We start from the raw sequence: 26980 nt of genomic DNA on the forward strand, positions 1-26980 counted from the left end.
ATGTCGGTTACCGAGAACAACGTTTCCGAAGGACTCCGCGAGGGGGCGGTCATCCCGGCCGCCTCCCGCGCGGAGCGCTTCACCTCCTACGACGTCGAGGCCTTCGAGGTCCCGAGCGGCCGTGAGGAGAACTGGCGCTTCACGCCGATGAAGCGCCTTCGCGGCCTGCACGACGGCAGCGCGGTCGCCACCGGCGAGATCACCCTCGAAGCCGACGCCGCGCCCGAGCTGACCATCGAGACCGTCGGCCGCGACGACTCGCGGCTCGGCCAGGCCGGCGTCCCGAGCGACCGGATCGCCGCCCAGGCGTACTCGTCCTTCCGGAAGGCCACCGTCGTGACGGTGCCGAAGGAGACGAAGGCGTCGAAGCCGTCCGTGCTGCGCATCCACGGCCCGGGCGAGGACCAGGTCGCCTACGGGCACCTGCAGGTCCGCGCCGAGGCGTTCGCCGAAGCCGTGATCGTGCTCGACCACGTCGGCTCCGGCACCTACGCCGACAACGTCGAGTTCGTCATCGGCGACGGCGCCAAGGTCACCGTGGTCAGCGTCCAGGACTGGGCCGACGACGCGGTGCACGTCTCCGAGCAGCACCTGAAGCTGGGCCGCGACGCCGCGCTGCGGCACACCGTGATCACCCTGGGCGGTGACCTGGTCCGCGTCTCGCCGACGGCGACCTTCACCGACAAGGGCGGCGACGTCGACATGCTCGGCGTCTACTTCGCCGACGGCGGCCAGCACCAGGAGCACCGCCTCTTCGTCGACCACGCGGTGCCCAACTGCAAGTCGCGCGTGGGCTACAAGGGCGCGCTGCAGGGCGAGGGCGCGCACACGGTCTGGATCGGCGACGTGCTGATCCGCGCCGCGGCCGAGGCCACCGACACCTACGAGTTCAACCGCAACCTGGTGCTCACGCCCGGGGCGCGCGCGGACTCCGTGCCGAACCTCGAGATCGAGACCGGCGAGATCGAAGGCGCCGGCCACGCGAGCGCGACGGGAAGGTTCGACGACGAGCAGTTGTTCTACCTCCAGTCGCGCGGGATCGCCGAAGAAGCCGCGCGGCGCCTGGTCGTGCGCGGGTTCTTCCACGAGATCCTGGTGAAGATCGACGTCCCCGAGGTGCGCGAGCGCCTCGAAGCCGCGATCGAGGCCGAGCTCGAAGCCGTTGGCGCCTGACGCCGTCCACCCCAGACTTCAGGAAAGAAAAGACATGGCAACGCTGGAAATCAAGGACCTCCACGCCTCGGTCACGACCGACGAGGGCGCCAAGGAGATCCTCAAGGGTGTCAACCTGACCATCAAGTCGGGCGAGACGCACGCGATCATGGGCCCGAACGGCTCGGGCAAGTCCACGCTGTCCTACGCCATCGCGGGTCACCCCAAGTACCAGGTGACCTCCGGCGAGGTGCTCCTCGACGGCGAGAACGTCCTCGAGATGAGCGTCGACGAGCGCGCCCGCGCGGGCCTGTTCCTCGCGATGCAGTACCCGGTCGAGGTGCCGGGCGTGTCCATGTCCAACTTCCTCCGCACCGCGGCCACCGCGGTCCGTGGCGAGGCCCCCAAGCTGCGCCACTGGGTCAAGGAGGTCAAGGAGGAGATGGGCAAGCTCGAGATCTCGCAGGAGTTCGCCGAGCGCTCGGTCAACGAGGGCTTCTCCGGCGGCGAGAAGAAGCGCCACGAGATCCTGCAGCTGGCGCTGCTCAAGCCGAAGTTCGCCATCCTCGACGAGACCGACTCCGGCCTCGACGTCGACGCCCTGCGCGTCGTCTCCGAGGGCGTGAACGCGTACAAGGCTTCGAGCGAGGTCGGCGTCATGCTGATCACGCACTACACCCGGATCCTGCGGCACATCACGCCGGACTTCGTGCACGTCTTCGCCGGCGGCAAGATCGTCGAGTCGGGCGGCAAGGAGCTGGCGGACGAGCTGGAGGAGAACGGCTACGTCAAGTACGTGGGCAAGCCCGAGCCCGCCGCGCTCTGACTTCCGCCAGTACACACCGAGAATGAGAGGAGTCGGCCCGATGACCACCACCTCGGCCAGCTCTTTGCCACTGGACGTGGCGGCCCTCAGGGCCGACTTCCCCATCCTGTCGCGCACCGTCCGCGACGGGAAACCCTTGGTGTACCTGGACTCCGGGGCGACGTCCCAACGCCCGGAAGCGGTGCTCGACGCCGAACGGCACTACGTCGTCACGTCGAACGCCGCCGTCCACCGCGGCGCGCACCAGCTGTCCGAAGAAGCGACCGACGCCTACGAGTCCGCCCGGGCGAAGATCGCCGAGTTCGTCGGCGCCGACCCCGAGGAGCTGGTGTTCACCAAGAACGCCACCGAGGGGATCAACCTGGTCGCCTACTCGTTCGGCAACGCCGCCACCGCGGGCCCGGAAGCCGCGCGTTTCGTCGTCGGCCCGGGTGACGAGATCGTCGTCACCGAGATGGAGCACCACGCGAACCTCGTGCCGTGGCAGCAGCTGTGCCAGCGCACCGGGGCGACGCTGAAGTGGTTCAAGGTGACCCCGGAAGGCCGCCTCGACCTGTCCGATGTGGACGAGCTGATCACGCCGCGCACCAAGGTGGTCGCGTTCGCCCACCAGTCGAACGTGCTCGGCACGGTCAACCCGGTCGAGTTCCTGGTCGAGAAGGCCAAGGCGGTCGGCGCGTTCACCGTGCTCGACGCCTGCCAGTCGGTGCCGCACTTCCCGGTGGACTTCCACGCCCTCGGCGTCGACTTCGCCGCGTTCTCCGGGCACAAGATGCTCGGCCCGTCCGGCATCGGCGTGCTCTACGGGCGCACCGAGCTGCTGTCGGCCATGCCGCCGTTCCTGACCGGCGGGTCGATGATCGAGATGGTCCGCATGGAGGGCTCGACCTTCGCGCCGCCGCCGCAGCGGTTCGAGGCCGGCGTGCCGATGACGTCGCAGGCCATCGGCCTCGGCGCGGCCGTCGACTACCTCTCGGCCATCGGCATGGACCGGATCGCGGCGCACGAGCACGAGCTCGCCGCGGCGGCCATCGAGGGCATCGGCGCCATCCCGGGCGTCCGGATCGTCGGGCCGACCGACCTGAAGGACCGCGGCGCGACCGTGTCGTTCGTGATCGACGGCGTGCACCCGCACGACGCCGGCCAGGTGCTCGACAGCCTCGGCATCGCCGTCCGCGTCGGCCACCACTGCGCGTGGCCGCTGCACCGCGCGTGCAACGCCCAGGCGACCGTGCGCGCGTCCTTCTACCTGTACAACGACCTGTCCGAAGTGGACGCCCTGGTCGCGGGGGTCCGCGAGGCGCAGAAGTTCTTCGGGGTGGCGCGGTGAACCTGGAGAGCATGTACCAGGAGATCATCCTGGACCACTACAAGAACCCGCACGGGCGCGGCCTGCGCGACCCGTTCGACGCCGAGTCGTTCCAGGTCAACCCGACCTGCGGCGACGAGGTGACGCTGCGGGTCAAGGTCGACGACGGGAAGGTCGCCGACGTCTCCTACGACGGCCAGGGCTGCTCGATCAGCCAGGCCTCGACGTCGGTCATGACGGATCTCGTCGTGGGCCACACGATCGACGAGGCGTTCACCACCATGGACGCCTTCGTGGAACTGATGCAGGGCAAGGGAAAGGTCGAGCCGGACGAGGACGTGCTGGAGGACGGGGTAGCCTTCGCGGGCGTCGCCAAGTACCCGGCCCGCGTGAAGTGCGCCCTCCTCGGCTGGATGGCTTTCAAGGACGCCGTCGCCCGGACCACCAGTGGAGCTGAGGAAGCATGACCGAAGAAACCGCCACTGCCGCTCGTGAGGGCCGCACCGCCGCCGACCTCGACGCCGAGACGACGGCGAAGCAGGACCTCGACCTCGCCAAGATCGAGGACGTCGAGGAAGCCATGCGCGACGTCGTCGACCCCGAGCTCGGGATCAACGTCGTCGACCTCGGCCTGGTCTACGACATCCGCGTCGAGCCGGACAACACGGCGACCCTCGACATGACGCTGACGTCCGCGGCCTGCCCGCTGACGGACGTCATCGAGGACCAGACGAACGCCGCGCTCACCAGCGGCGGCCTGGTCAAGGACTTCCGGATCAACTGGGTCTGGATGCCGCCGTGGGGCCCGGAGAAGATCACCGAGGACGGCCGCGAGCAGCTGCGCGCCCTCGGCTTCACCGTCTGATCTCCTGCACATCGAGCGGGTCACCTTCCGAGGTGGCCCGCTTTGTGTATAACGCTCTATACCGCGCGTGCCAGGCCAGCGCGTACAGGACGAGCGCGGCGAAGAACCCGCTGCAGGCGCCGGTGACCGCCAGGTAGGTCGCGTTGCCGACGACGCCCGCGCGGGTCATCGGGTCGTGGTGAGCCAGGAACGGCAGCACCTGCACCAGGACGCCGATGAGCGCGCCGACCACCAGGAACGCGGTGACGGCCGTGCGGTGCCGCGTGCCCGGCGGAACCGGACGCGCAGGCGCGGTGCGGTACCAGCGCACGAGCCACCAGGCGAGCACCGCGGCGCCGGCGATCGTGCTGACCAGCTGGATCAGCCGGCCGACGTCGACGCCGGTGACGATCGGGATCTTCAGGAAGGGCAGCCCGCCGCTTTCGTGGGTGAACGCGTCCCAACCGACGTGCGTGGCGGCACCGAGCACGAGCGAGAGCGCGATCCAGCCCGGCCGTTTCCAGCTGAAGCACCGCGGGAGCCGCGCGGCCAGCGGGGACGGTGCCAGCGCCAGCAGCGGCCGTTTCAGGAGGACGTGGAACACGGCCAGCAGGACCAGGGCGAGCAGCGGGTCGAGCCAGAGGACCGACGCGAACTCGTGCGTCTTCGTCAGGCCGACGCCGGGCAGCCGCGGCACGAACCAGAAGACGTCCGGCGCGACCGACCCGGCCACGAGCGCGGAGGGGACTAGGGGACGTCTCGCCAGCGGGAGCACGGCGGCCGGGTGACTCAGCGTGAACGGCACGGGAGCTAGTATCCCGGGGTGGTCCTGCGCTCGATCGTCCTGTTCCTCGCGGCGGCGGTGTGCGAAATCGGCGGCGCGTGGCTGGTCTGGCAGGGCGTGCGCGAACACCGCGGCTGGCTCTGGATCGGCGGCGGGATCCTGGCGCTGGGTGTGTACGGCTTCGTGGCGACCCTCCAGCCGGACGCCCACTTCGGCCGCATCCTCGCCGCGTACGGCGGCGTGTTCGTCGCGGGCTCGCTGACCTGGGGGATGGTCGCGGACGGTTACCGCCCGGACCGCTACGACGTCATCGGCGCGCTGCTGTGCCTGGCGGGGGTCGCGGTGATCATGTACGCGCCCCGGACCGGGTAACGAAGCCGGTGGCGGCCCGATAGATCACCGTGACCGGACTCCTGTTCCCGCCCGCGCCGCCGGAACCGCCGAAGCCGCGCCGGTTCACCTGGGTTCTCGTGGCGTGGATTGCCGTGACGCTGTTCGGTCTCGGTGCCGCGGCCTACGGCCTGGGCACGACCATCCTCGACTACCGGGCCTACCGGGTCCCCGGCACAGCGATGAGCCCCACCTTGAAGCCGGGGAACTCGGCCGTCGTCCGCGCCCTCCGCGGCGAGGAGGTCCATCGCGGGGACCTGGTCATGTTCGACCGCGGCGCGTTCGCCCACCCGGACTCCGCCGGGCTCTCGGTCTTCCGGGTCGTCGCGGTCGCCGGGGACGCCGTCGCCTGCTGCACCGACGGACGCATGTCCGTCGACGGCAAGCCGATCACCGAGAACTACCTCAGCCAGGACGAGTACGCGCACGACTCGGTCGTGACCACCCCCTACCTCACCCGCGTGCACGAGGGTGAGGTGTTCGTGCTCGGGGACCAGCGCGGCAACGCGGACGATTCGCGGTTCCGCGGGGTCGTGCGGCTTTCCGGCGTCGTGGGGTTCGTGGTCGGCACCGGAGCCGTCGTCCACCCGTCACCGCTGCCCCGCACGACCGCGTTCACCGACGCGGGACTGCCCGGCGCGCCGTTCGAAGACACCACGTTCACCGGGCTGCGCTGGTGGCTCGCCGGTGGCGTGGTGGCGGTCGCCGCCGGGTTCATCGGGCTGATCGTGACCGCCGTCCGGAGCGCCGGAAGACGACGAAGAGCAGCCGCAGTCCCACCAGTGCGCTGATCACCAGCAGGTTGTAGCCGAACACCTGGTGCAGCGTCAGGTCGGCGACGACACGCGGCCCGCCGGTGCCGGTCAGCAGCAGGACGGCCATCAGCCCGGTCGCCGCGCCGACGAACGCCAGCAGGACCTCGTGCACGAGCGTCGTGACGACGTCGCGGTCGCGCTCGTCGGAGAACAGCCGGACGTTCACCGACAGCCGGCCCTCCTCCAGTGCGGCGCCGACGCGATCGACGCGGCGGGGCAGGCGGCGCAGCACCGGCAGCAGCGCCATGACCTCGGTGAGCGCGGTGTGGCGCAGCGAGTCCGGCCGCAGCCGGGCGCCGACCTGCTCGGCGGCGAACGCGCGGGACTCGGCCAGGACGTCGAACGCGGGGTCCAGCGCGGAGAGCGTCCCTTCGACGGTGGCGAGCGCCCGGAACACCGCGGCGACCGGCGGCGGCACGCTCAGCCGGAAGTCCGCGACGACCCGGAACAGGCTGGTGAACAGGTCGAGGCCGGGGGAGCGGCCGGGGCCGAAGTGGCGGGCGACGAGCGCGCCGAGCGCACGGTCGAGGCGCTGCTCGTCGATGTCGCCGGTGCGGTCGACGATCTCCAGCAGCCCGTCGCGCAGGGCCGCCGGGTCGCCGCGGTCGAGGGCCAGCACCAGGTTCTGCAGGCCGCCGCGCAGCCCGGTGTCGAGGCGGCCGACCGAGCCGAAGTCGAGCAGGCCCAGGCGGCCGTCGGCCAGCAGCATGAGGTTGCCCGGATGCGGGTCGGCGTGGAAGACGCCGCCGATCAGCACCTGGTCGAGCAGGCACCGCAGGAGCGCCCGCGCGAGCCGCTTGCGGTCGGCCGCCGGGGCCGTTTCCAGGGGCTTTCCGTCCAATCGGGACATGACGAGCACGCGCTCGGTGGACAGTGCTTTGTGGACGGACGGCAGCGCGACGTCCGGGCACGAAGTGGCGGCCACGGCGGCGATGTTGCGGGCTTCGATAGTGAAGTCGAGCTCCTCGGCCAGCGCTTCGGCGAACCCGTCGGCGAGTTCGGCGACCCCGAGCGAGCGCGCCCAGTCCGCGCGTTCCTCGAGGGCCGCGGCGACCCGGCGGACGATGTCGAGGTCGCGTCCGGCCTGCTCCCGCACCCCCGGGCGCTGCACCTTGACCACGACGTCCTCGCCGCCGCGGAGCCGGGCCCGGTAGACCTGCGCGACCGACGCGGCGGCCAGCGGTTCCGGGTCGAACTCGGCGAAGACGTCGTCGGGCGAGCCGCCGAGCTCTTCGGTGAGCACGGCCCACACGGCGTCGGCCTTCGCGGGCGCGACCCGGTCCTGCAGCTTCGCGAGCTCGTCGACGAACACCGGCAGCAGCAGGTCCGCGCGCGTCGAGAGCAGCTGGCCGAGCTTCACGAACGTCACGCCGCCCTCCTCCAGCGCGCGGCGCAGCGACCGGGCGAGCTCGGCGTGCCGGACCCCGGGTTCGCGGCGGCCGGCGAGGTGGCGGCCGAGGCCGTGCTTGAGCGCGATCCGGCTGATCTGCGAGTAGCGGCGGGCGCGCCGGAGCTTGGCGCGCAGCGACCGCGGCCGGAACCCGCCCGGCAGGGCCAGCTCGGCGACGAACAGGAAGATCAGCGTCGCCAGGAAAGCGCTGCCCGCCAAGGGGATCAGCAGCCCGACGGCCGCCCCGCCGTTGTGCAGCAGGGAAACCGGGAACGCCCGGCCGATGCCGCCGGCGACGAGCCAGCCGAACGCGGCCCCGCACAGCGCGCGGACGGCGCCGATCCGCACCCCGAGCACCCGCCGGGACGCGACCACCAGCGGCCACAGCACCAGCGCGTAGAGCGGGAGGGTCAGCAGGCCCAGCAGGATGTCCATGGGACGAGCAGACCACCCCGGCCCGCCCGGGCGGCTCACGCGGCGGCGGGATGCGGCTCCCTCCGGCGAGGGAGCTACTTTCGGCCGTGGCCGGGGTGTCCGTGGACTTCTAACCTGGTCGCGCGAACCACGGTTGAGTGTTCTCTAAACGGACATGAGGAGACACGATGAACGGACGCGTGATCGGCCGGATCGCGGCCCTGCTCCTGGTGGCCCCGGTGGGGCTGGGATTCGCCCCGGCCGCCTCGGCGGCCACCGTCACGACGCTGTACTACAGCTCGTCGGGCGCCCCGGACTACCTCGCCCAGATCGACCAGGGCGCGGCCAACTGGAACGCCGCGGTCACCGACGTGAAGCTCGTCAAGCGCTCGACGGGCGCGACGATCAAGTTCCACGAGATCCACAGCGGCGGTTCGTACACGAACACCAACGGCCACGGCCGCGGCGACATCTACCTGGACACGAGCCAGGTCGCGGAGGGCTACGACCCGACCCGCATCGCGGCGCACGAACTGGGTCACAACCTGGGCCTGCCGGACCACTACACCGGCCCGTGCACCGAACTGATGTCCGGCCACGGCCCGGGAACGGCGTGCAAGAACGCCAAGCCGGACGCGACCGAAGCGGCGAAGGTGCAGTCGTTGTGGGTGAACGGCCTCGTGGCGGCGCGCACGGAGGCGCTGGCCACGGTCCGCTGACGGCGCTCAGCGCAGCAGCGGGAGCGCGCCGACCAGCCGGTCGACGCGCTTGCGGGGGCCGTGCACGGCGACGCCGACGCTGTCGAGGTCGGCGGTCGCCGTGGCCGCCAGCCGGCCGGTGTACTCCTCGTAGGTCCGGCAGCTCTGCGCGAGCGCGCTGAAGGAGACGAAGAAGAGCTCGCCGTCGTCGGCCGCGGCCCGCACGACGGCGGCTATCCGCGCTCGCGGCGCCGTCAGGATCGGCAGCGGCGTGGCGATGATGCCGGGATGGGCGACGCCGTCGGCATCCTCGACGTCGGCCCCGACGAGGCCGCCGACCCGGTGGCCCAAGGTCACCGAGAGGACGCCGGCGGCGTTCGCCGCGAGACCGGTGGGCAGCTGTTCGCTGACCACGATGGCACATTTGGTGATCATGGCGTCACGGTAGCCAGCAGACGGGGCTGTCACGACGAACTCCGCAGCCGATTCGGTAAGGTGGCCGAAATCCCGAATCCTGCTCGCTGTGGGGGAGAACGAGGCACCGGTGGACGAACTCGATGCGGCGCTGCTGACCCTGCTCCAAGAGGACGCGAAGCAGACCAACAAGGAGCTCGCCCGCCGCCTGCACATCGCGCAGTCGACCTGCCTCGAGCGGGTGCGGGACCTGACCCGGCGCGGCATCGTGCGCGGGCACCACGTCGACGTCGACCTGAAGAAGATCGGCCGCGGCGTGCAGGCGATGGTGGCGGTCCGGCTGCGGCCGCCCGACCGCGCGGTCATCGAGTCGTTCCGCGCGTTCGTGACCGGCCTGCCCGAGGTGCTGTCGGTGTTCGTGATGTCCGGCAGCGACGACTTCCTGCTGCACATCGCGGTCGCGGACAACGACGAGCTGAGCGGGTTCGTCCTCGACCGGCTGACCCAGCGCAAGGAGATCGTCGACGTCCGTACGTCGGTCATCTTCGACCACTTCCGCCGCACCGTGGTGACGCCGACGTCCTGACCGGCTCCACCGCGAGAGGGAGGCGCCCGCGCCGGCCGGCTGCGAAGATCGGCCCGTGCGCATCCTCCGCCCCCTGACGAGCAAGGCGACCTACCGCCGGTGGGTCTACCTCGTCCTCGGCGGCGCGATCAGCGTGCCCTACCTGCTGTTCTCCGCCATCGCCGTGCCGTCGGTGCTGCCGTTCGTCACCACCGCCGACCAGGCCGTCGTGATCGGGGGCGCCGTCACCCTGCTCGTGCTCGCCGGGACCGCGTTCCTGCCCGCCGTGCACGTCCTGGAGTCCACCGCCGTCCGGGAGCTGCTCGACGACCCCGTGCCGGACGCGCCCGCGAAACCCCGCAGCCGGCCGGGCCGGCGGCGGGCCGCCGGGATGTTCGTGCTGCACGTCGTCACCGGGTTCGTCGTCAGCTTCTTCAGCCTCGCCGCGCCCGTCGCGGTCGGGCTGTCGGTCAGTGCCGTGTTCACCGGGCACCTCGTGCAGACCGGCGATGGTGGCGAGGTCGCCGTTCCGACGGGCTGGCCTTCGGTGTGGCTGCCGGTGGTGTTCGCGGTGGGCGTGGTGGCGCTGGTCTACGTCGTGTGGGCGGTCGGCGGCGTGCTGCGCCGGGTCGCGGCGCGGCTGCTCGGGATGACCGCCGCCGACCGGATCGCCCAGCTGGAACGGCGCACCGGGCAGCTCGCCGAGCGCAACCGGCTGGCCCGCGAACTGCACGACTCGGTCGGGCACGCGCTGAGCGTCGTCACCGTCCAGGCGGGCGCCGCCCGGCGGACGCTGCGCACCGACCCGGACTTCACCGAGCGCGCGCTCGGCGCGATCGAGGAGTCCGCCCGCACGGCTCTCGACGACCTCGACCACGTCCTCGGGCTGTTGCGGGACGAGGCGGCGGCCCGGGCGCCGCGGCCGGCGCTGACCGAGCTGCCGACGTTGCTCGAGACGACCCGGCTGGCCGGCACCGACGTCACCGCGTCGATCGACGGCGACCTGGCCGCGGTGCCGGCGGTGGTGTCGCGCGAGGTGTACCGGATCCTGCAGGAATGCCTGACCAACGCGGTCCGGCACGCCGGTAGGGTCCCGGTGGCGGTGGCGCTTTCCGTTGCCGGGCACGGGCTGGTCGCCCGCGTCACCAACCCGCTGGGGAGCGGCTCGGGACGGACCGGCGGCGGCCGCGGCGTGCGCGGGATGACCGAGCGGGTCGCGGTGCTCGGCGGCGAGCTGACGGCCGGGCGGGTGGACGAGCGGTGGGAGGTCGAGGTGCGGGTGCCGTGGGGGAGCTGAGCGTGCGCGTGCTGCTGGTGGACGACGAGCCGCTGATCCGCGCCGGGCTGCGGGCGATCGTCGACAGCGAGCCCGGGCTGACGGTGGTCGGTGAAGCGGCCGACGGCGCCGAGGTGCCCGGCCTGGTGGCGCGGCTGCGCCCGGACGTCGTGCTGATGGACGTGCGGATGCCGGCGGTGGACGGGATCCGGGCCACCGCGCACCTGATGTCCACTGTGGACGTCCCGCCGAAGGTTGTCGTGGTGACGACGTTCGAGAACGACGACTACGTGTACGACGCGCTCCTCGCGGGCGCGAGCGGGTTCCTGCTGAAGCGGGCGCGGCCGGAGGAGATCGTGACGGCGATCCGCACGGTGATGACGGGCGAGTCGCTGCTGTTCCCGGCGGCGATCCGCCGCCTGGCGGCGCACCACGGCCCGTCCGGCGACGGCTTGGCAGGAGCCGGGCTGACCGAGCGCGAGCGCGAAGTGCTGCGGCTGATGGCGGCGGGACTGTCCAATGTGGAGATTGCGGGCGAGTTGTACGTGGGGATCCAGACGGTGAAGACCCACGTGGGCAACGTACTGGCGAAACTGGGAGCGCGCGACCGGACCCAGGCGGTGATCCGGGCGTACGACTCGGGCTTCGTGGCCCCGGCGGGCTGACTCGGGCACTATGGAGTGCATGACCCGGGTTCCCGCGTACGACACCTTCGCCGAGGCGTACACCGCCGAGAACGACGCCAGTCTCATGAACGCCTACTACGAACGGCCCGCGACGCTCGCGCTCGCCGGTGACGTGGCGGGACGGCGGATCCTCGACGCCGGGTGCGGGTCGGGCCCGCTGTTCGCGGCGCTGCGCGAGCGAGGTGCCGTCGTGACCGGCGTCGACCAGAGCCCGGCGATGCTCGAACACGCGCGCAAGCGGCTCGGCGCCGACGCGGACCTGCGGGTCGCCGATCTGGCCGACCCGCTGCCCTTCCCCGACGCCGCGTTCGACGACGTCACCGCGTCCCTCGTGCTGCACTACCTGCGGGATTGGACGCCGACGCTCGCCGAGTTCCGGCGCGTGCTGAAGACCGGCGGCCGGCTGATCGCGTCGGTCAACCACCCGTTCATGAACAACTTGATCCACCGCCAGACCGGGCCGCGGCCCGACTACTTCGAGCAGTACACCTGGACCGACGAGTTCGACCTGCACGGCCAAGCGGCCCGGATGACGTTCTGGCACAAGCCGTTGCACGCCATGACCGACGCCTTCACCGCGGCGGGCTTCCGAGTCTGCGTGATCAGCGAACCCCACCCGGTGCCGGAGGCACGTGAACTGTTCCCCAACGACTTCTACTTGCTCGACACCTTTCCGAGCTTCTTGTTCTTCGTCGTCGAGGCTTGCTAGAGCCGGTCGGCCAGCAGCTTCGCGAGGGTGGTGTAGGTGTTCTCGCTGCCCGTGGGGGTGAGGAACAGCGTCGCGGTCCGCACCTGGCCCTTGCTGTGCTTGGCGACCGCGATCTTCAGGCCGAGGTCCTTCTGGTCGCAGTGCATCGCGGCTTCGCCGATCCCGGGCAGCGGCACCGGGTTCGCACAGTCCTTTTTCGCCCGCGCGAGGAACTGCGCGGGCGTCGTGGAATCCGCGGAGACGAACAGGACCCCAGTCTGGCCTTTGCCGTAATCGCAGGAGTAGGCCTTGCCGACTCCGGTCTGCACCGGCTCGCTCTCGGCCGACCCGCCGGTGACCGACCGGCCGAGTGCCTGCATGATCTCCTCGGCGCTGAGGAACGGGCAGGCCGCGGTCAAGCTGGCCGGTGACGCCGCCGGCGTGAAGGTCGGGGCCGTCGTCTTCGGCTTGCTCACCGTGCTGGAGGGCGCCGCCGACGTCGTTGCCGGCGGCGGGGCCGCCGCCGGCGTGCCGCCGCCCGAACACGCGGCGACACCGGTCAGCAGGCAGGCAGCGAGGATCCCCCCGAGAAAGCGCATGCCGGTAATCTAGCCTTTGATCACCTTCGCGCGATCTCGATCATGCAACGTGCCGGTATCGGGATGCTCGTCAGGCGAGGTCGTCGAGCAAGGCCTGGATCGCCGCCGCCATCGATGCCGGGTCGCCGTCGTCCGGATGCAGTACCAGATCCGGTGATTCAGGCCGCTCGTACGGCGCGTCGATCCCCGTGAAGCCGGTGATCTCGCCCGCTCGCGCCTTCGCGTACATCCCCTTCGGGTCGCGTGCCTCGCACACCTCCAACGGCGTGTCCACGAACACCTCCACGAACGGCAGGTCCCCGGAAACCGCGCGCGCCGAAGCTCGGTCGGTTGCATACGGGCTGATCAAGGACGCGATCGCCACCACTCCCGCGTCCGCGAACAGCCGGGCCACCTCCGCTACCCTCCGCACGTTCTCCGCGCGGTCCTCCGGGCTGAACCCCAGCCCCGCGTTCAACCCGTGCCGCAGGTTGTCGCCGTCCAGCAGGTACGCCGGGCGGCCCGCCGCCACCAAGCGGCGCTCCAGCTCCACCGCCACCGACGACTTGCCCGACGCCGACAACCCCGTCAGCCAGACCGTCGCGCCGCGCGTAGGGCGGTCCTCGCGGCGGACCGCTGCCGTGTGCCAGACGACCGGGGACGCGACCGCGCCCGTGATCATGCCCGCCGCCACCGTGTCGCCCGTGTGCTCGTCCACCAGCAGGAACCCGCCCGTGGCGCGGTTGCGGCGGTACGGGTCGAACAGCAGCGGCGCGCGCGTGCGCAGCCGGATCCGGCCGATGTCGTTCAACGACAGGGAATCCGCCTCGGAACGGTGCAGCGTCGTCACGTCGAGGCGGTACTCCAGCCGCTCCACCGAACCGCGCGTCTCGGTCGTCGTGTGCCGGACCGCGTAAGAAGCGCCTGGCGTCAGCGAAGAACGAGACGAGAACCAGCACACCATCGCGTCGACTTCGCGGGCCGACTCCGCGCGGTTGCCCGGGCGGCACAGCATCGCGCCGCGCCCGAGGTCCAGGTCGTCGGCCAGCTCGACCGCGACCGCCTGCCCGGTGAAGGCCTCCGAAAGCGGTTTCCCGCCCGGGCCCCACACCGCGCGCACGCGGGAGGTGAACCCCGACGGCAGCGCCACGACCTCGTCGCCCGGCTTGAACACCCCGCCCGCGATGGTGCCCGCGTAGCCGCGGAAGTCGGACCGGCGGATCACGTACTGCACCGGGAACCGCGCGTCGATCAGGTTCCGGTCGGAGGCGACGTGCACCTCTTCCAGCTGGTGCAGCAGCGAAGTCCCTTCGTACCAAGGCATGCTCGCGCTGCGGTGCACGACGTTGTCGCCGTGCAGCGCCGAAACCGGCACGAACGTCAGGTCGGCGACGTCGAGCTTCATCGCGAACCTGCGGAACTCCTCGCGGATCTCGTCGAAGCGTTCTCGGGACCAGCCGACCAGGTCCATCTTGTTCACGCACACCACGAGGTGCCCGATCCCGAGCAGCGACGCGAGGAACGCGTGCCGCCGCGACTGCTCCAGCACGCCCTTGCGCGCGTCCACCAGGACCAGCGCCAGGTCGGCCGTCGACGCGCCGGTCACCATGTTCCGCGTGTACTGCAGGTGCCCCGGTGTGTCGGCGATGATGAACTTGCGTTTGGGCGTGGCGAAGTAGCGGTGGGCGACGTCGATGGTGATGCCCTGCTCGCGTTCGGCGCGAAGGCCGTCGGTGAGCAGCGCGAGGTCGGGGTAGTCCTCGCCGCGGTCGCGGCTGGCGCGTTCGACGGCGGCGAGCTGGTCGGTGAAGATCGCCTTCGAGTCGAACAGCAGCCGGCCGATCAGGGTGGACTTCCCGTCGTCCACGCTCCCCGCGGTGGCGATCCGCAGCAGCTGCATCAGAAGTAGCCCTCTCGCTTGCGGTCTTCCATGCCTGCTTCGGAAATCCGGTCGTCGGCGCGGGTCGCGCCGCGTTCGGTGACGCGCGTGGCGGCCACCTCGGCGACCACTTCGGACGGTGTCGCCGCCGACGATTCGACGCACCCGGTGCAGGTGGCGTCGCCGACGGTCCGGAAGCGCACGGTCGCCTCGTACGGCGTCTCGCCGTCCACAAGGGACAGGAACCGTGTGGCCGCCAGCAGCATCCCGTCGCGCTGGACGACCTCGCGGCGATGGGCGTAGTACAGCGGTGGCAGCGCGATCCGTTCGTCGCGGATGTACTGCCAGATGTCCAGCTCGGTCCAGTTGGACAGCGGGAAGACACGGATGTGCTCGCCGCGCCGGTGCCGGCCGTTGTAGAGGTTCCACAGCTCCGGGCGCTGCCCGCGCGGGTCCCACTGGCCGTGTTCGTCGCGGAAGCTGAACACGCGCTCCTTCGCGCGCGCCTTCTCCTCGTCGCGGCGGGCGCCGCCGAACACGGCGTCGAAGCCGCCCTCGCGGATCGCGCGCAGCAGCGTGACGGTCTGGAGCCGGTTGCGGCTGGCCCGCGGCCCGGTCTCCTCGACGGCGCGGCCGGCGTCGATGTCGTCCTGCACGCTCGCGACGAGCAGCCGGAGGTTCAAGGAGGCGACGGTCTCGTCGCGGAACCGGATGACTTCGTCGAAGTTGTGGCCGGTGTCGACGTGCAGCACGGGGAAGGGCAGTGGCGCCGGCCAGAACGCCTTCGCGGCGGCGTGCAGCATCACCACCGAGTCCTTGCCGCCGGAGAACAGCAGCACCGGACGTTCGAAGGTCGCCGCGACTTCACGGAAGACGTGCACTGCCTCCGCTTCGAGCGCGGCCAGGTGGGACAGCTCATAGGCCACGGACACCGGAAAAAAGTAGAACATGTTCTTGTCATCGGTCAAGCGGTGCGCGATCCTGGGACGATGGACCTGGTCGTACTCGAAGAGATCCGCCGGCTGAAGTACCGCTACCTCCGCGCGGTCGACCTGAAGCAGTGGGACGAGGTGGCCGACACCTTCACCGTCGACGCCACGGCCGACTACGGGACCCGCGCCACCGGGGAGGACGGGAAGCACTTCGAGGGGCGCGACGCCATCGTCGAGTTCCTCACCAAGAGCCTCGGCAACGGCATCATCACCGTTCACCACGCAGGTCAGCCCGAGATCGAGGTCGACGGCGACACCGCGACCGGGCGGTGGTCGTTCACCGACAAGGTCATCGTCCCCGACCACAAGGTGATCATCGAGGGTGCCGCCTTCTACGAGGACACCTACCGCCGGGAGGCCGACGGCGCCTGGCGGATGACGCACATCGGGTACGTCCGGACCTACGAGTCGATGGTCTCGTGGGCGGACACCCCGGGCTTCCGGCTGCTCGCGAACCGCTGGGCCGTTCCCGCATGATCGAGAACGAGTTCTCATTGACGCGGCCGTTCGCCGACGCGATCGCCGAGGCCGAGAAGCTGATCGCCGAAGCACCGCCGGCGCAGACCGAGCAGGGTCTGCTGGAGGGCTACGACTACCTCGCCGGGAGCATCCGCGCGTCGTTGCAGATGGCCTGGGCCTACCAGCGCGACTTCCCGTACTTCACCGCGTCCACCGGGCCGTACACGAAGATGGGCCTGGACAACCCGGACACGTTGTACTTCAACGCGAACATCCGCGCCGACCGCGAGTACGTCGTCACCGGCGTCCGCGGGACCACCGCCGACTTGAGCTTCCAGATCCTCAACGGCGACTACTCGCCGGTGGTCGTGCCCGACAGCCTCGCCGCGTTCGACGACCGGGCCATCGAAATCGGCGAAGACGGCCGCTTTGAGCTGCGCTTCGGCCCGGCGCGCGAGAACCCGGGGCCGAACTACTTCGTCCTCGGCGAGGGCTCGTCGATGCTCGTCGTCCGCGAGGTCCACAGCGACTGGGCGACCGAGAAACGCGGCGAGATCCGGATCCAGTGCGTCGACACGGCAGGCCAGGCGCCGCCGGTGCCGGACCGCTCGGCGCTGGCCAAGCGCTACGGCGTCACCGGCAAGATCCTGCTGAGCCGGCTGAAGACGTTCCTGGCCTTCCCGAAGTGGTTCTACGACAACCTGCCGGTGAACACGATGACCGAGCCGCGCTCGACGCCGGGCGGCCTGACCACGCAGTTCTCCTCCGCCGGGCACTACGAGCTCGGCGACGAAGAGGCCATGATCGTCACCGTGCCGCGCTGCGCGGACGCGCCGTACCAGGGCATCCAGCTCGGCAGCCTCTGGTACGTCTCGCTCGACTACATCAACCACCAGACGAGCCTCACCGCCGACCAGGCCCGCGTCGACCCGGACGGCAAGATCCGGTTCGTCATCAGCGAGCGCGACCCCGGCCTGGCGAACTGGCTGGAGCGCACCGGGCACGACCGCGGGTACGTCCAGATCCGCTGGCAGCGGCTCGCGCGGGACCTCGGCCCGGACGACGGCCCGGTCGTCGAGGTCGTCAAGGTGGACGAGCTGCCGGACCGGCTGCCCTTCCACGAGGAAGCACGCGTGACGCCGGCCGAGTGGTCGGCGCGGATCGCGGCCCGGCAGGACGCCGTCGCCGCCCGGATGCTGGGGTGAGCGTGGCGGACCTGTTGCGGGACAAGGTGGTCGTCGTCTCCGGGATCGGCCCGGGGCTCGGCCGGTCGATCGCCGTGCGCAGCGCGGAGGCGGGCGCGGACGTCGTGCTCGCCGCGCGCACCGAGTCGCGGCTGACCGAGGTCGCCAAGGAGGTCACCGACCTCGGGCGCCGCGCCGTCGCGGTCCGGACCGACATCGACGAGGCCGACTCCGCCGCGAACCTGGTGAACGAGGCCGTCGAAGCGTTCGGCCGGGTGGACGCGTTGGTGCACAACGCCTTCGCCGTCCCGCCGCTGACCGATCTGGCCACTGTGGACCTCGACGCCGTCCGCGCCGGGTTCGAGACGGCCGGGATCTCGGTGCTGCGGCTGACCCGGTTGTTCCTGCCCGCGCTCAAGGAGAGCAAGGGCTCGCTGGTGATGATCAACTCCGCGGTGCTGCGGCATTCGCGGCGCACGTTCGGCGCGTACAAGATGGCGAAGTCGGCGCTGCTGTCGCTTTCCCAGAGCCTCGCCAGCGAGCTCGGACCGGACGGGATCCGCGTCAACACCGTCGCGCCCGGCTACATCTGGGCGCCGAACCTCAAGTGGTACTTCACCTACCTGGCCAAGGAACGCGGCATCACGCCCGAAGAGGTGTACGCCGAGACCGCGTCCACAATAGACCTGCGCAAGCTGCCGGAGCCGGACGAGATCGCCGACGCCGTGGTGTTCCTCGCCTCGCCGATGGCGCGCGCGATCACCGGGCAGTGCCTCGACGTCAACGGCGGCGAGTACCACCACTAGGAGGTTTCATGCGTCCCGGCCGGGAAGACGTCGGCACCGTCGAGGACCTGCACGCGTCGGCCACCAAGCTCACCGGGCTCGACGACTTCGGCGCGGACGAGTACGTCGAGGGCCTGCGCGTGCTGCTGGAGGCGTACGAGGCGGACGAGGACCTCACGCCGTACGGCAACAAGGTGCACCGGGCGATGCTGCGCGGCGCGCTCGTGGCCCGGCTGCTCAGCGAGGCGGGCTGGAAGCAGCACCCCGCTTCGGCGGACGTCCCGATCGAGCGGCCGATCTTCGTGACCGGCCTGCCCCGCACCGGCACGACCGCGCTGCACCGGCTGCTCGCCGAGGACCCCGGCCACCAGGGCCTGGAGGTCTGGCTCGCCGAGGTCCCGCAGCCGCGGCCGCCGCGGGCGACGTGGCCGGACAACCCGGTCTACCAAGGCATCCAGGCCGGCTACGAGCGGCACCACGTCGAGCACCCGGAGTTCATGGGCGTGCACCACATGTCCGCGGACCAGGTGGAGGAGTGCTGGCAGCTGCTGCGGCAGTCGATGCGGTCGGTGTCGTTCGAGTGCCTGGCGCACGTGCCGCGGTACTCGCGCTGGCTCGCGAAGCAGGACTGGACGGACGCCTACGCCCGGCACCGGCGGAACCTGCAGCTCATCGGGCTGCCGGACACGGGCAAGCGGTGGGTGCTCAAGAACCCGAGCCACCTGTTCGCGCTGGACGCGCTGATGGCGGCGTACCCGGACGCGCTGGTGATCCAGACCCACCGCGCGCCCAGCACGATCATGGGCTCGATGTGCAGCCTCGCGGAGAAAGCGGCGGACGGCTGGTCCACGAAGTTCCGTGGCGAGGTGATCGGCCGTTCCCAGCTGGAGCTGTGGGCTCGTGGCGCGGAGGAGTTCCGTGAAGCCCGCACCCGGTACGACGCGGCCCAGTTCTGCGACGTCGCGTACGAGGACTTCGTCGCCGACCCGATCGGCACGGTGTCCACTGTGTACGACCACTTCGGACTGTCCTTGACGGACGAGGCCCGCGCGGCGATGACCGCGTTGCACTCGGAAAGCCGTTCCGGGGACCGGAAGCCGGTGCACCGCTACCGCTTGGAGGACTTCGGGTTGACGGCGGAGGAGGTCGACGAGCGGTTCGCGGCTCAGGGCTCCTGAGCGCCGGGGATCGGCTCGGCCAGCGCCGCCCGCGACGGCGCCGCCGGGAACGGGTCGGCGAAGTACTGCGTTTCGCGGGTCACGAGCCCGTCGGCGAACTCCATGATGCTGACCGTGCGGGTCGGCGCGCCGTCGTAGGTGATCACGCACTCGCTGACCCAGAGGTCGCCCCGGCCCTGGATGCGGCGGACCGTGAAGTGGCGCTCGGCCGGGTGACCGCCGCGCTGTGCCTGAATGGTCTCGCGGCCGCGGAAGCGCTCGCCGGACTGGGGGTAGTCCAGGATCGCGTCGGCGGCGTAGATCGCGTGCTCCTGCTCGACGTCGCCGCGTTCGGACGCGGCCCAGTGCTCCTCGATCGCGGCGTGGATTCCGGCGTCCGGCGTCATTCCGGGAACCCTACGCCGTGATCAGCTCCACCACCTCGGCCAGCGACGGCCCGGCCGCCATCTCGGCGGCCAGCTCCTTCGCCCGGTCGCGGTAGCGCGGCTCGTCCAGGACGGCGCGGACGTCGCGGCGGAGCTTCTTGGGCGAGGCCGACGCGCGGGCGCGGCCGATCCCGGCGCCGGACCAGGTGACGCGGGTGGCGACCTCGCGCTTGTCCTCGCTGGCCCCGACCACGACCAGCGGCACGCCGTACCGGAGGGCGTGGTTGACGCCGCCGTAGCCGCCGTTCGTGACGACCGCGGCGCAGCGGGGGAGCAGGTCGTCGTAGGGCAGGAAATCGGCGACGCGGACGTTGGCCGGCAACGGGCCGGGCCGCAGCGTGCCGCCGCACGTCGTCACGACGACGAGCACGTTTTCCCCGGCCAGGGCGTCGATCGCGGGTTCGGCGAGCCGGCTCAGGTCGTCGTTGGCCACCGTCCCCTGGGTCACGTGCACGACCGGCCGGGAGCCGTCGAGGTCGGCCCACCACGGCGGCAGCGGGTGCTCGTCCGCCGCGCTGACCGTCGTCGGGCCGATGAAGTGCAGGGGCGCGTTCGGGCGCGGGTATTCGAAGCCCGGGCAGGTCATCTGCAGGACGCCGTCGCTGCGCAGGGGCCAGTTCGCGAACAGCAGGCCGGGGTCTTCGCCCAGCACTTCGCGGGCTCGCCGCTGCGCCGATCCGAGCACCCAGGGCGCGAGCACCTTGAGGAACGCGCTGTTCGGGCCGCTCGGCACCGGCGGCATGAACGGCAGGAACCCGAGCACCAGCACGCGTGGCCGGTGCTCGCGGCGGACCAGGGCGAGGCCGGCCATGAAGAGCGGGTCGCACAGGACGACGTCGACGTCGAGGTCCAGGACGCTCAGCTGGGCGGGTATCGCGCTCACGAAGTTCGCGAGGTCGAACCGGGCGAGCTTCAGCCCGCGTTTCCCGGCGCGGCCGGGGATGGAGCCGTCGAGGTCGGTCTCGTCGAAGTCGGCTTCCGGCGGCAGGAGTTTGACGGTGGCTTTTCCGAACGCCTCCCGGTAGCGCGCGCCGGTGACGACGGTGACGTCGTGCCCGTCGGCGAGCAGGGCTTCGACGATCGGCTTGGTCGGGCCGACGTGGCCCCGGGCCGGCTGGACGCAGACGAGTACGCGGGCCATGGTTCCCCCTCGATTGACCGATACGCTGTACTATCCAATTGATGACGATACCCGAACGGCGCCGCTACTCGTCACCGGTGCGCGCGGCGCGAGCCCGGCAGACCCGCGCGCACGTGATCGCGACGGCGGGGCGGCTGTTCGCCGAGCACGGCTACGCGGGTACGAGCATGCGGCAGATCGCGGCCGCGGCGGAGGTGAGCCTGGAGACGGTGACGCAGACGGGCCGCAAGGCGGACTTGCTGCTGGCGGCGTTCCGGGACGGCTTCGCGGGCAACCCGGACGCGGTGAACCTGGACCGTCTCGTGGGGCGAGGCACGCTGGAGGAGCTGCCGGAGATGGTCGCGAGGCTGGCGTCGGGCGTCCGCCGGTCACTGCCGATCTGGCGAGCGTTCACGACGGCGGCGATGGCCGACCCGGCGGTGGCGGCGGTCCGCGCGGAGCTGGCGGTGGCGCGTCGCGCGGAGATCGTGGAACGGTTGGAGGAGGCGGGGGTGCCGCCGTCCGGCCGGCTGGCGGACGCGATCGGCTTGCTCACGTCCCACGAGGCTTATGACCACCTGGTGGGGGTGTGCGGCTGGCCGCACGAGGACTACGTGACGTGGACCGTGTCGGCGATCCAGGCTCAGCTCCCGCTCGGTGGAAACTGAGGGAAGGACTCGGGGCGGCGAACCGGAAGCGTGCGTACCATCGCCCGGAGCCAGGACAGTGAGCAGGGGAGCGCAACCCGTGGAAGTGGACGCCGAGGCGGGCGTGCACCTCCCGCTGCCGGCGAGCCGGTGGCGCGTGACGGTCGCGTTGCTCGACTGGAATGCCGAGCCCGGGCAGCAAAAGACGCCGAGGGACGGCCCCTACCGGACCGCCATCCGGACGTTCGCCGGCTAACCGGCCGCCGCCTGCAAACCGCGGGTTCCTATTCCCCGCAACACTTCCACCCGGTCCGCTCCCGGCCGGCTCAGTACCCAGCTCGACCCCGGCACCGCCTTCGCGCGCTTCTTCAACGGCGCCAGCAGCCGGGACGCCTCCTGGTACGAGCGGATCGAGCCGCTCGCGCACACCAGCGTCGCCAGGGACACCGTCACCGGCATCCCGTCCGCCGTCCACTGGCGGTCCAGCAGCGCTCCCGCCACCGTCGCTATCTCGTCGACGTCGCAGACCACCAGGAAGTCGTCGCCGCCCACGTGGCTCACCCGCATGCGCCTCAGCTGCCCGGACAACGCCGTCAGCGCGCCGCCCAGCTCGCGGATCAGGTCGTCGCCCGCCGCGAAGCCCGCCGTGTCGTTGACCGCCTTGAACGCGTCGATGTCCAGCCACGCCGCCACGAACGGCTCGCCGATCGTGATGCGGCGGCCGACGTCGCGGGCCACCGTGTCGCTGCCCGGCAGCCGGGTCAGCGGGTTCAGCGCCGCCGCGGCCTCGACCTTCGCCTCGGCCACCCCGCGCACCACCTCGGTCACCAGCACCACGCCGAGGCAGCGGCCGACCTCGTCGACCACCACGACGTCGTCGCCGGTGCGGCCCCAGTCGGCGTCGGTCACCAGCTCGAGGAACTCCATCGCGCCCGCGCGGGCCTCGATCGTGTGCGGGGTGTCCGCGAGCCGCGCCGCCGGGCGCTTCGCGTGCAGCGCGTGCCCGTACGGGCCGGTGACCGCGACCAGGAACCGCGTCCGGTCGACCGACCAGCGCGGCCGGTTCAGCTCGTCGACCCCGACGACGCCCGACGGCGCGTCGGCGGCCGCCAGCACCTCGCGGACCTCGTCGCAGGTCGCGGACTCCGGCAGCGTCGTGGCCGGCCGGAGGAAGTCGCCGACGCACTGCGCCGGACCCGGCGCGCGCGTGGCCTGCTGGGGCCGCGTGAGCAGCGCCGGGGCGGGACCGGCGGCGGTCGGCGGGGCCAGCAGGTTCCCCTGCGCGATCCGGACGCCGAGGCCGCGGACGGCGTCGAGCTGCGCGTCGGTCTCCACGCCGGTCGCGACCAGCCGCGTGCCGGTGCGGTTGGTGTAGTGGAGCAGCGCCTCGACGACGGCGACCGACGCCTGGTCGTCCGGCAGCCCGCGCAGCACCGTGCGGTCGAGCTTGACCAGGTCGACGGGCGCGTCGACGAGCAGGCCGAGCGGCAGGTCGCCGCGGCCGAGGCCGTCGAGCGCGAGCCGGAAGCCGAGTTCGGTGAGCGCGCGCATCCCGGCCAGCGCGCGGTCGGCCGGCAGCGGCGCGAACGGCGGCCCGATCTCGAGGACGACGTCGCGGGTGCGGCGCCCGGCGTCGCCGAGCTCTTCGAGGAGGTCTTCGTACATCGCCGCCGGTGCCGCGAGGGTGCGCGCGGAGAGGTTGAGGTGCAGGGGGAGCGTCGTCTCGTCCTGCCGGACGGCGGCGATCGCGAGGCCGAGGTCGACCTCGGCGAGGCGGCCGTCGCGGCGCGCCTGGGCGAGCAGCTCGGGGACGGTGCCCTGGCCCGGCCTGGCCAGCGCTTCGTGAGCCACGACGCCCCCGGTGTGGAGGCTGTACAGCGGCTGGAAGGCGAAGCGGACCGCGCGTGGCGACTTCACGCCCCGATCGTCGCGGCTCGGGCGGCGAAACGAAACCGATGTCGACTGATGTTCACCACCGATACCCGAATCGGAGTAACGCAGGGTGACGTCCGCCACTAGATCACGGTTGACTTATATAAGTCGCTGCTTGTAGCTTGACGACGTGCACGCGTTCGACGTCCTCGGCGACCCGGTCCGCCGCCGGATCCTCGAGCTGCTGGCCGACGGCGAACGGGCCGCCGGTGCGGTGACCGAGGTGATCCGGGCCGAGTTCGGCATCTCGCAGCCCGCGGTGTCGCAGCACCTGAAGGTGTTGCGGGACAACGGCTTCGCGGTCGTCCGCCAGGACGGCACGCGGCGGTTGTACGCGGTCGGGCACGACCCGCTGCGCGACGTCGACGCCTGGCTCGACCGGTTCCGCCGGTACTGGACCCCGCCGCTCGACGCACTGGCCACCGAAATCGCCCGCGGCAAGCGCGCCCGGCGAACCACCGAAGAAGGAGAACGTCCGTGATCGAGGTCAGCCACCAGATCAGCGCCGTCCGCCGGACGCTCGGCGACCGGGTGCTCGAGGGGAAGGAGGCCCGCGTCCTGACGATAAGCCAGGTCTACGACACCGGCGTCGACGACCTGTGGGACGCCTGCACGAACCCCGAGCGCATCCCGCGCTGGTTCCTGCCGGTCAGCGGCGAGCTGAAGGTCGGCGGGAAGTACCAGCTGGAGGGCAACGCCGGCGGCACGGTCGAACGCTGCGACCCGCCGAAGAGCTTCGCCGCCACGTGGGAGTTCGGCGGCAACGTCAGCTGGATCGAGGTGCGCCTGACGCCCGAAGGCGAGGGCACCCGGTTCGAGCTGGAGCACGTCGCCCACGTCGACGAGCGCTGGGACGAGTTCGGCCCGGGCGCGGTGGGCATCGGCTGGGACGGGGCGCTGGTCGGCCTGGTCCTGCACCTGCGCGCGCCGGGCACGGCCGTCGACCCCGAGGCGGCGATGGCCTGGATGATGTCGCCCGAGGGCATCCGGTTCATGACGGCGTCGAACGAGGCCTGGTACGAGGCCGACGTCGCGGCGGGCGCGGACCCGGCGAAGGCCCGCGCGGCGGCCGACCGCACGCTGAAGGCCTACACGACCCCGCCGGAGGCCTAGCGGTCGGTCGAGGCGGGCAGGCCGAGCCGACCGCCGAACTGGACCGGGCCCAGCCACTTGCGCCGGCGCAGCCGCCTAATCCCGGCACCACGTGCTCGGGCGTGCGGGCAGGGTTGCGACGCGGACGGCAGCTGCGATCAGCCCTCCCTGCGGCAACTTCAGCGTGATAGCGGTGGGCCTACACCTAGCGGTCGGTGTACTTGACCGCGGTCAGCGTGATCACCGCGTCGGGCGGGACCTCGGTGCCGGGCGCCGGGTCCTGGCCCGTCTGGACCCAGTTGCGGTCCACGACCAGCGCGCGGCCCCGGCCGGTGCCGTCGACCTCGCGCAGGTTGTAGAGCCCGGCCTTCTGCATCGCGTCCTGGGCGTCCTGGTGGTTCATGCCGGAGACGTCCGGGACCTTGATGCGCGCCGCCGAGGTCGAACTCGGCTCCGGCACCGAGGTCGCGCCGGGGCGGCCGGGGAGCCGCCGCACGCGACCAGGGCGAACGCGAGTGCTGCCAGCGTCGTGACCATCGCTCGGGACATACGACCGGGGTACCCACGCGCCTGCCCGCCGTTCGGGTGAAGCCGGATAAGGTCGGGCGCATGGATCAGGGCAGCGAGCAGACCGACCCCAGGGTGGTGCGCAGGGACCCCGTCTCCAACGCCGGCGGGTTCACTGACCTGGCGACCAGCCCGTTCCGGATCGACCGCGACCGCATCGCCGCTTCGCCGTTCTTCGCCCGGCTCGGCGGGGTGACGCAGGTGGTCAGCGCCGGCGGCGCCGGCCTGCTGCACAACCGGCTGACCCACAGCCTGAAGGTCGCGCAGGTCGCCCGCGCCATCGCCGAGCGGATCACCGCCGGTCCCGACGCCGGCCTGGCCGACAAGCTGGGCGGCTGCGACCCCGACGTCGCCGAGGCCGCCGCGCTCGCCCACGACCTCGGGCACCCGCCGTTCGGGCACCTCGGCGAGCAGACGCTCGACCGCATCGCCCGGCACCGCTTCGGCCTGGCCGACGGCTTCGAGGGCAACGCGCAGACGTTCCGCATCATCACCACGACCGACGTGCGGGGCCCATCGGCGATCGGGCTCGACCTCACCACGGCGGTGCGCGCCGCCGTCCTCAAGTACCCGTGGCTGCGGCTGCACCACCCCGAGCCGCACCCGTCCGCGATGGCCGTGCCGCCGCGCGGCGCCGCCGAGCCGGACGAGGCGCCCGGCACCGGCGCGGCCAAGTTCTCCGCCTACGCCACCGAGCTCGACGACTTCGAGCAGGCGCGCGCGGCGTTCGCGGGGCGCGTCGAAAGCTGGCAGCAGACGGTCGAAGCGTCCGTGATGGACACCGCCGACGACATCGCCTACGCCATCCACGACCTGCAGGACTTCCACCGCATCGGCGTCCTGCAGCACGCGCCGGTCGCGGCGGAGCTGGGGGAGTGGCTCGAGCACGCGGAAGAGCTGGCCGCGCTCGACGACGAAACACTGCACGCGGAACTGCGGCGGCCGGGGCGTTCGCTGGAGCGCGTCCGCCGCCGCATGCACGTCAAGGACGCCTGGATCGTCGACGACGACGCGTTCGCCGCGGCCGTCGCGCGGGTGCGGGCGGAGCTGGTCGACGGGTTGCTCGCCGGGGAGTTCGACGGCTCGATCGAAGCCGAGCAGGCGACGGCGGCGTTCTCCGCGAACTGGACCGCCCGCCTGGTCGACGGCGTGGTCGTGCTCGCGTCGCCGTCCACTCGCACCGGCCACGTCTCGCTGCGGCCCGCGCAGTGGCACGAAGTCCAGGTGCTCAAGTTCGTGCACCGCCGGTTCGTGCTGCTGCGCCCGGACCTCGCGCTGCACCAGCGCGGCCAGGCGGGGGTCGTGTCCAGCCTGGTGGACGCGCTGGACGCGTGGCTTTCCGACCGCGACGAGGTTTCCCGGCTGCCGCGGCGGCTGCACGACCTGGTCGAGCTGGCGCACGCCGAATACACGGAGCTGGCGCGCTCGGCGCCGGAGCTGCTGATCGGGGCGACGGGGGAGCCGGTGTCCGGTCCGGACGCCGTGCGCGGCTTGGCGCGCGGGCGCGCGGTCGTGGACTTCGTGGCTTCGCTGACCGACAAGCAGGCGGTGACCCTTTTGGACGCGCTGTCGGGCCGCGCCGCGCAGCCGTGGTCGGACTCGTTCGTGCTCTGATCGACGGCTGTCCGGTTCTTGTCCGATCCGGCGATCCCGTGCAGTGGTACCGCTTGACGCTGCTGGTCCGTTTCGTTCGCCCTGTAACGGTTGTGCGGTTCCGCTGAACGGCCTACGACTTACGGTCCATTCGGGAAATTCTCCATCCGATGTCACTCGAACGGCCGCTGCTCACACGGAACTCACAGTACTTAGCTGGAACTTGCCGGTGATCACCGGCATCGGTCAGCGTGAGTCGGGGCACGCGCCTGGAGATATCGGAGGGCGCACGTGCGTC

The 26980-nt window shown here is 71.6% G+C and carries 31 protein-coding genes; 21 read left to right on the plus strand and 10 right to left on the minus strand.

Features of this window, described 5'->3' with window-relative positions; all coding sequences use genetic code 11:
* From sufD to ACIRSS_RS03635, 5 genes are read left to right on the plus strand one after another with little or no spacing between them, the layout of a single operon-like run.
* On the plus strand, positions 1–1173 hold the full coding sequence (gene sufD, locus ACIRSS_RS03615) for a Fe-S cluster assembly protein SufD (RefSeq protein ID WP_400890110.1): 1173 nt from the start codon (positions 1–3) through the stop codon (positions 1171–1173).
* Positions 1174–1207: 34 nt separating this feature from the next.
* Positions 1208–1978 carry a Fe-S cluster assembly ATPase SufC gene (sufC, locus tag ACIRSS_RS03620; RefSeq protein ID WP_086678000.1) on the plus strand — a complete coding sequence of 257 codons (771 nt, stop codon included), beginning with the start codon at positions 1208–1210 and terminating at the stop codon, positions 1976–1978.
* 40 nt (positions 1979–2018) lie between these two features.
* Entirely contained in the window at positions 2019–3308 is a 1290-nt protein-coding gene (locus ACIRSS_RS03625) for a cysteine desulfurase (protein ID WP_400890112.1), read from the plus strand.
* On the plus strand, positions 3305–3754 hold the full coding sequence (sufU, locus tag ACIRSS_RS03630) for a Fe-S cluster assembly sulfur transfer protein SufU (RefSeq protein WP_400890114.1): 450 nt from the start codon (positions 3305–3307) through the stop codon (positions 3752–3754). Before ACIRSS_RS03625 ends, sufU begins: the two co-directional genes overlap by 4 nt.
* Entirely contained in the window at positions 3751–4152 is a 402-nt protein-coding gene (locus ACIRSS_RS03635; RefSeq protein WP_400890116.1) for a metal-sulfur cluster assembly factor, read from the plus strand. The genes sufU and ACIRSS_RS03635 overlap by 4 nt, the downstream gene beginning before the upstream one ends.
* On the opposite strand, the gene ACIRSS_RS03640 is transcribed toward ACIRSS_RS03635, so the two are convergent.
* Complete coding sequence (locus ACIRSS_RS03640; RefSeq protein ID WP_400890118.1) at positions 4142–4936, minus strand: DUF4184 family protein; 795 nt, start codon at positions 4934–4936, stop codon at positions 4142–4144. The two genes, ACIRSS_RS03635 and ACIRSS_RS03640, sit on opposite strands and share 11 nt — an antisense overlap.
* An 18-nt stretch (positions 4937–4954) precedes the next feature.
* Between ACIRSS_RS03640 and ACIRSS_RS03645 the strand changes: the two genes are divergently transcribed.
* Complete coding sequence (locus ACIRSS_RS03645) at positions 4955–5287, plus strand: YnfA family protein (RefSeq protein WP_400890120.1); 333 nt, start codon at positions 4955–4957, stop codon at positions 5285–5287.
* 29 nt (positions 5288–5316) lie between these two features.
* Positions 5317–6096: a signal peptidase I gene (gene lepB / locus ACIRSS_RS03650; RefSeq protein ID WP_400890122.1), complete on the plus strand. Its 780-nt coding sequence runs from the start codon at positions 5317–5319 to the stop codon at positions 6094–6096.
* Here lepB and ACIRSS_RS03655 read toward each other — a convergent pair.
* Positions 6020–7945 (minus strand): ABC1 kinase family protein, encoded by a 1926-nt coding sequence (locus ACIRSS_RS03655; RefSeq protein WP_400890124.1) that lies wholly within the window; start codon positions 7943–7945, stop codon positions 6020–6022. The genes lepB and ACIRSS_RS03655 overlap by 77 nt on opposite strands.
* Before the next feature lie 167 nt (positions 7946–8112).
* Between ACIRSS_RS03655 and ACIRSS_RS03660 the strand changes: the two genes are divergently transcribed.
* The gene (locus tag ACIRSS_RS03660) at positions 8113–8643 is read left to right on the plus strand and encodes a snapalysin family zinc-dependent metalloprotease (RefSeq protein ID WP_400890126.1); all 531 of its coding nucleotides are present in this window, start codon (positions 8113–8115) and stop codon (positions 8641–8643) included.
* A 6-nt stretch (positions 8644–8649) separates the two neighbouring features.
* Here ACIRSS_RS03660 and ACIRSS_RS03665 read toward each other — a convergent pair whose 3' ends face one another.
* Complete coding sequence (locus ACIRSS_RS03665) at positions 8650–9057, minus strand: DUF2000 domain-containing protein (RefSeq protein ID WP_400890128.1); 408 nt, start codon at positions 9055–9057, stop codon at positions 8650–8652.
* Positions 9058–9166: 109 nt separating this feature from the next.
* On the opposite strand from ACIRSS_RS03665, the gene ACIRSS_RS03670 reads away from it, so the two are divergent.
* From ACIRSS_RS03670 to ACIRSS_RS03685, 4 genes are read left to right on the plus strand one after another with little or no spacing between them, the layout of a single operon-like run.
* Entirely contained in the window at positions 9167–9622 is a 456-nt protein-coding gene (locus tag ACIRSS_RS03670) for an Lrp/AsnC family transcriptional regulator (RefSeq protein WP_400890129.1), read from the plus strand.
* Between the two features lie 55 nt (positions 9623–9677).
* Complete coding sequence (locus ACIRSS_RS03675) at positions 9678–10898, plus strand: sensor histidine kinase (protein WP_400890131.1); 1221 nt, start codon at positions 9678–9680, stop codon at positions 10896–10898.
* Complete coding sequence (locus ACIRSS_RS03680; protein WP_400893370.1) at positions 10895–11542, plus strand: response regulator transcription factor; 648 nt, start codon at positions 10895–10897, stop codon at positions 11540–11542. Before ACIRSS_RS03675 ends, ACIRSS_RS03680 begins: the two co-directional genes overlap by 4 nt.
* 19 nt (positions 11543–11561) lie before the next feature.
* Entirely contained in the window at positions 11562–12272 is a 711-nt protein-coding gene (locus ACIRSS_RS03685; RefSeq protein ID WP_400890132.1) for a class I SAM-dependent methyltransferase, read from the plus strand.
* Here ACIRSS_RS03685 and ACIRSS_RS03690 read toward each other — a convergent pair.
* The 3 genes from ACIRSS_RS03690 to cysD form a co-directional block, all read right to left on the minus strand.
* Complete coding sequence (locus ACIRSS_RS03690; protein WP_400890133.1) at positions 12269–12850, minus strand: hypothetical protein; 582 nt, start codon at positions 12848–12850, stop codon at positions 12269–12271. The genes ACIRSS_RS03685 and ACIRSS_RS03690 overlap by 4 nt on opposite strands.
* Positions 12851–12920: 70 nt before the next feature.
* Positions 12921–14729 carry an adenylyl-sulfate kinase gene (gene cysC / locus ACIRSS_RS03695; RefSeq protein WP_400890134.1) on the minus strand — a complete coding sequence of 603 codons (1809 nt, stop codon included), beginning with the start codon at positions 14727–14729 and terminating at the stop codon, positions 12921–12923.
* The gene (cysD, locus tag ACIRSS_RS03700) at positions 14729–15658 is read right to left on the minus strand and encodes a sulfate adenylyltransferase subunit CysD (protein WP_400890135.1); all 930 of its coding nucleotides are present in this window, start codon (positions 15656–15658) and stop codon (positions 14729–14731) included. The genes cysC and cysD overlap by 1 nt, the downstream gene beginning before the upstream one ends.
* A 39-nt stretch (positions 15659–15697) precedes the next feature.
* Between cysD and ACIRSS_RS03705 the strand changes: the two genes are divergently transcribed.
* From ACIRSS_RS03705 to ACIRSS_RS03720, 4 genes are read left to right on the plus strand one after another with little or no spacing between them, the layout of a single operon-like run.
* Positions 15698–16177 carry a nuclear transport factor 2 family protein gene (locus ACIRSS_RS03705; RefSeq protein ID WP_400890136.1) on the plus strand — a complete coding sequence of 160 codons (480 nt, stop codon included), beginning with the start codon at positions 15698–15700 and terminating at the stop codon, positions 16175–16177.
* Positions 16174–17364 carry a hypothetical protein gene (locus ACIRSS_RS03710; protein ID WP_400890137.1) on the plus strand — a complete coding sequence of 397 codons (1191 nt, stop codon included), beginning with the start codon at positions 16174–16176 and terminating at the stop codon, positions 17362–17364. Before ACIRSS_RS03705 ends, ACIRSS_RS03710 begins: the two co-directional genes overlap by 4 nt.
* 2 nt (positions 17365–17366) lie before the next feature.
* Entirely contained in the window at positions 17367–18149 is a 783-nt protein-coding gene (locus ACIRSS_RS03715; protein ID WP_400893372.1) for an SDR family oxidoreductase, read from the plus strand.
* 8 nt (positions 18150–18157) lie between these two features.
* Positions 18158–19306 (plus strand): sulfotransferase family protein, encoded by a 1149-nt coding sequence (locus tag ACIRSS_RS03720; RefSeq protein ID WP_400890138.1) that lies wholly within the window; start codon positions 18158–18160, stop codon positions 19304–19306.
* Here ACIRSS_RS03720 and ACIRSS_RS03725 read toward each other — a convergent pair.
* Both ACIRSS_RS03725 and ACIRSS_RS03730 read right to left on the minus strand, forming a co-directional pair.
* Positions 19294–19692, minus strand: coding sequence for a nuclear transport factor 2 family protein (locus ACIRSS_RS03725; RefSeq protein WP_400890139.1), 399 nt, complete (start codon positions 19690–19692; stop codon positions 19294–19296). The genes ACIRSS_RS03720 and ACIRSS_RS03725 overlap by 13 nt on opposite strands.
* A gap of 10 nt (positions 19693–19702) precedes the next feature.
* Positions 19703–20872 (minus strand): glycosyltransferase, encoded by a 1170-nt coding sequence (locus tag ACIRSS_RS03730; RefSeq protein ID WP_400890140.1) that lies wholly within the window; start codon positions 20870–20872, stop codon positions 19703–19705.
* A 41-nt stretch (positions 20873–20913) separates the two neighbouring features.
* Here ACIRSS_RS03730 and ACIRSS_RS03735 point away from each other — a divergent pair, with 41 nt between their 5' ends.
* Positions 20914–21519, plus strand: a complete 606-nt coding sequence (locus ACIRSS_RS03735) for a TetR/AcrR family transcriptional regulator (protein WP_400890141.1) — start codon at positions 20914–20916, stop codon at positions 21517–21519.
* A gap of 79 nt (positions 21520–21598) precedes the next feature.
* A complete protein-coding gene (locus tag ACIRSS_RS03740; RefSeq protein WP_400890142.1) occupies positions 21599–21754 on the plus strand; it encodes a hypothetical protein in 156 nt (51 codons plus the stop codon).
* Here ACIRSS_RS03740 and ACIRSS_RS03745 read toward each other — a convergent pair.
* Positions 21751–23415 carry a GGDEF domain-containing protein gene (locus ACIRSS_RS03745; RefSeq protein WP_400890143.1) on the minus strand — a complete coding sequence of 555 codons (1665 nt, stop codon included), beginning with the start codon at positions 23413–23415 and terminating at the stop codon, positions 21751–21753. The two genes, ACIRSS_RS03740 and ACIRSS_RS03745, sit on opposite strands and share 4 nt — an antisense overlap.
* Positions 23416–23560: 145 nt before the next feature.
* On the opposite strand from ACIRSS_RS03745, the gene ACIRSS_RS03750 reads away from it, so the two are divergent.
* Positions 23561–23911 (plus strand): ArsR/SmtB family transcription factor, encoded by a 351-nt coding sequence (locus tag ACIRSS_RS03750; RefSeq protein ID WP_400890144.1) that lies wholly within the window; start codon positions 23561–23563, stop codon positions 23909–23911.
* Positions 23908–24543, plus strand: a complete 636-nt coding sequence (locus ACIRSS_RS03755) for an SRPBCC family protein (RefSeq protein WP_400890146.1) — start codon at positions 23908–23910, stop codon at positions 24541–24543. The genes ACIRSS_RS03750 and ACIRSS_RS03755 overlap by 4 nt, the downstream gene beginning before the upstream one ends.
* Before the next feature lie 184 nt (positions 24544–24727).
* Here ACIRSS_RS03755 and ACIRSS_RS03760 read toward each other — a convergent pair whose 3' ends face one another.
* Positions 24728–25018: a PASTA domain-containing protein gene (locus ACIRSS_RS03760; RefSeq protein WP_400890148.1), complete on the minus strand. Its 291-nt coding sequence runs from the start codon at positions 25016–25018 to the stop codon at positions 24728–24730.
* A 113-nt stretch (positions 25019–25131) separates the two neighbouring features.
* On the opposite strand from ACIRSS_RS03760, the gene ACIRSS_RS03765 reads away from it, so the two are divergent.
* Entirely contained in the window at positions 25132–26703 is a 1572-nt protein-coding gene (locus ACIRSS_RS03765) for a deoxyguanosinetriphosphate triphosphohydrolase family protein (RefSeq protein WP_400890150.1), read from the plus strand.
* Positions 26704–26980 lie beyond the last annotated feature (277 nt).

The sequence above is a fragment of the Amycolatopsis sp. NPDC101161 genome, from assembly GCF_044768185.1.
Lineage (GTDB): Bacteria > Actinomycetota > Actinomycetes > Mycobacteriales > Pseudonocardiaceae > Amycolatopsis.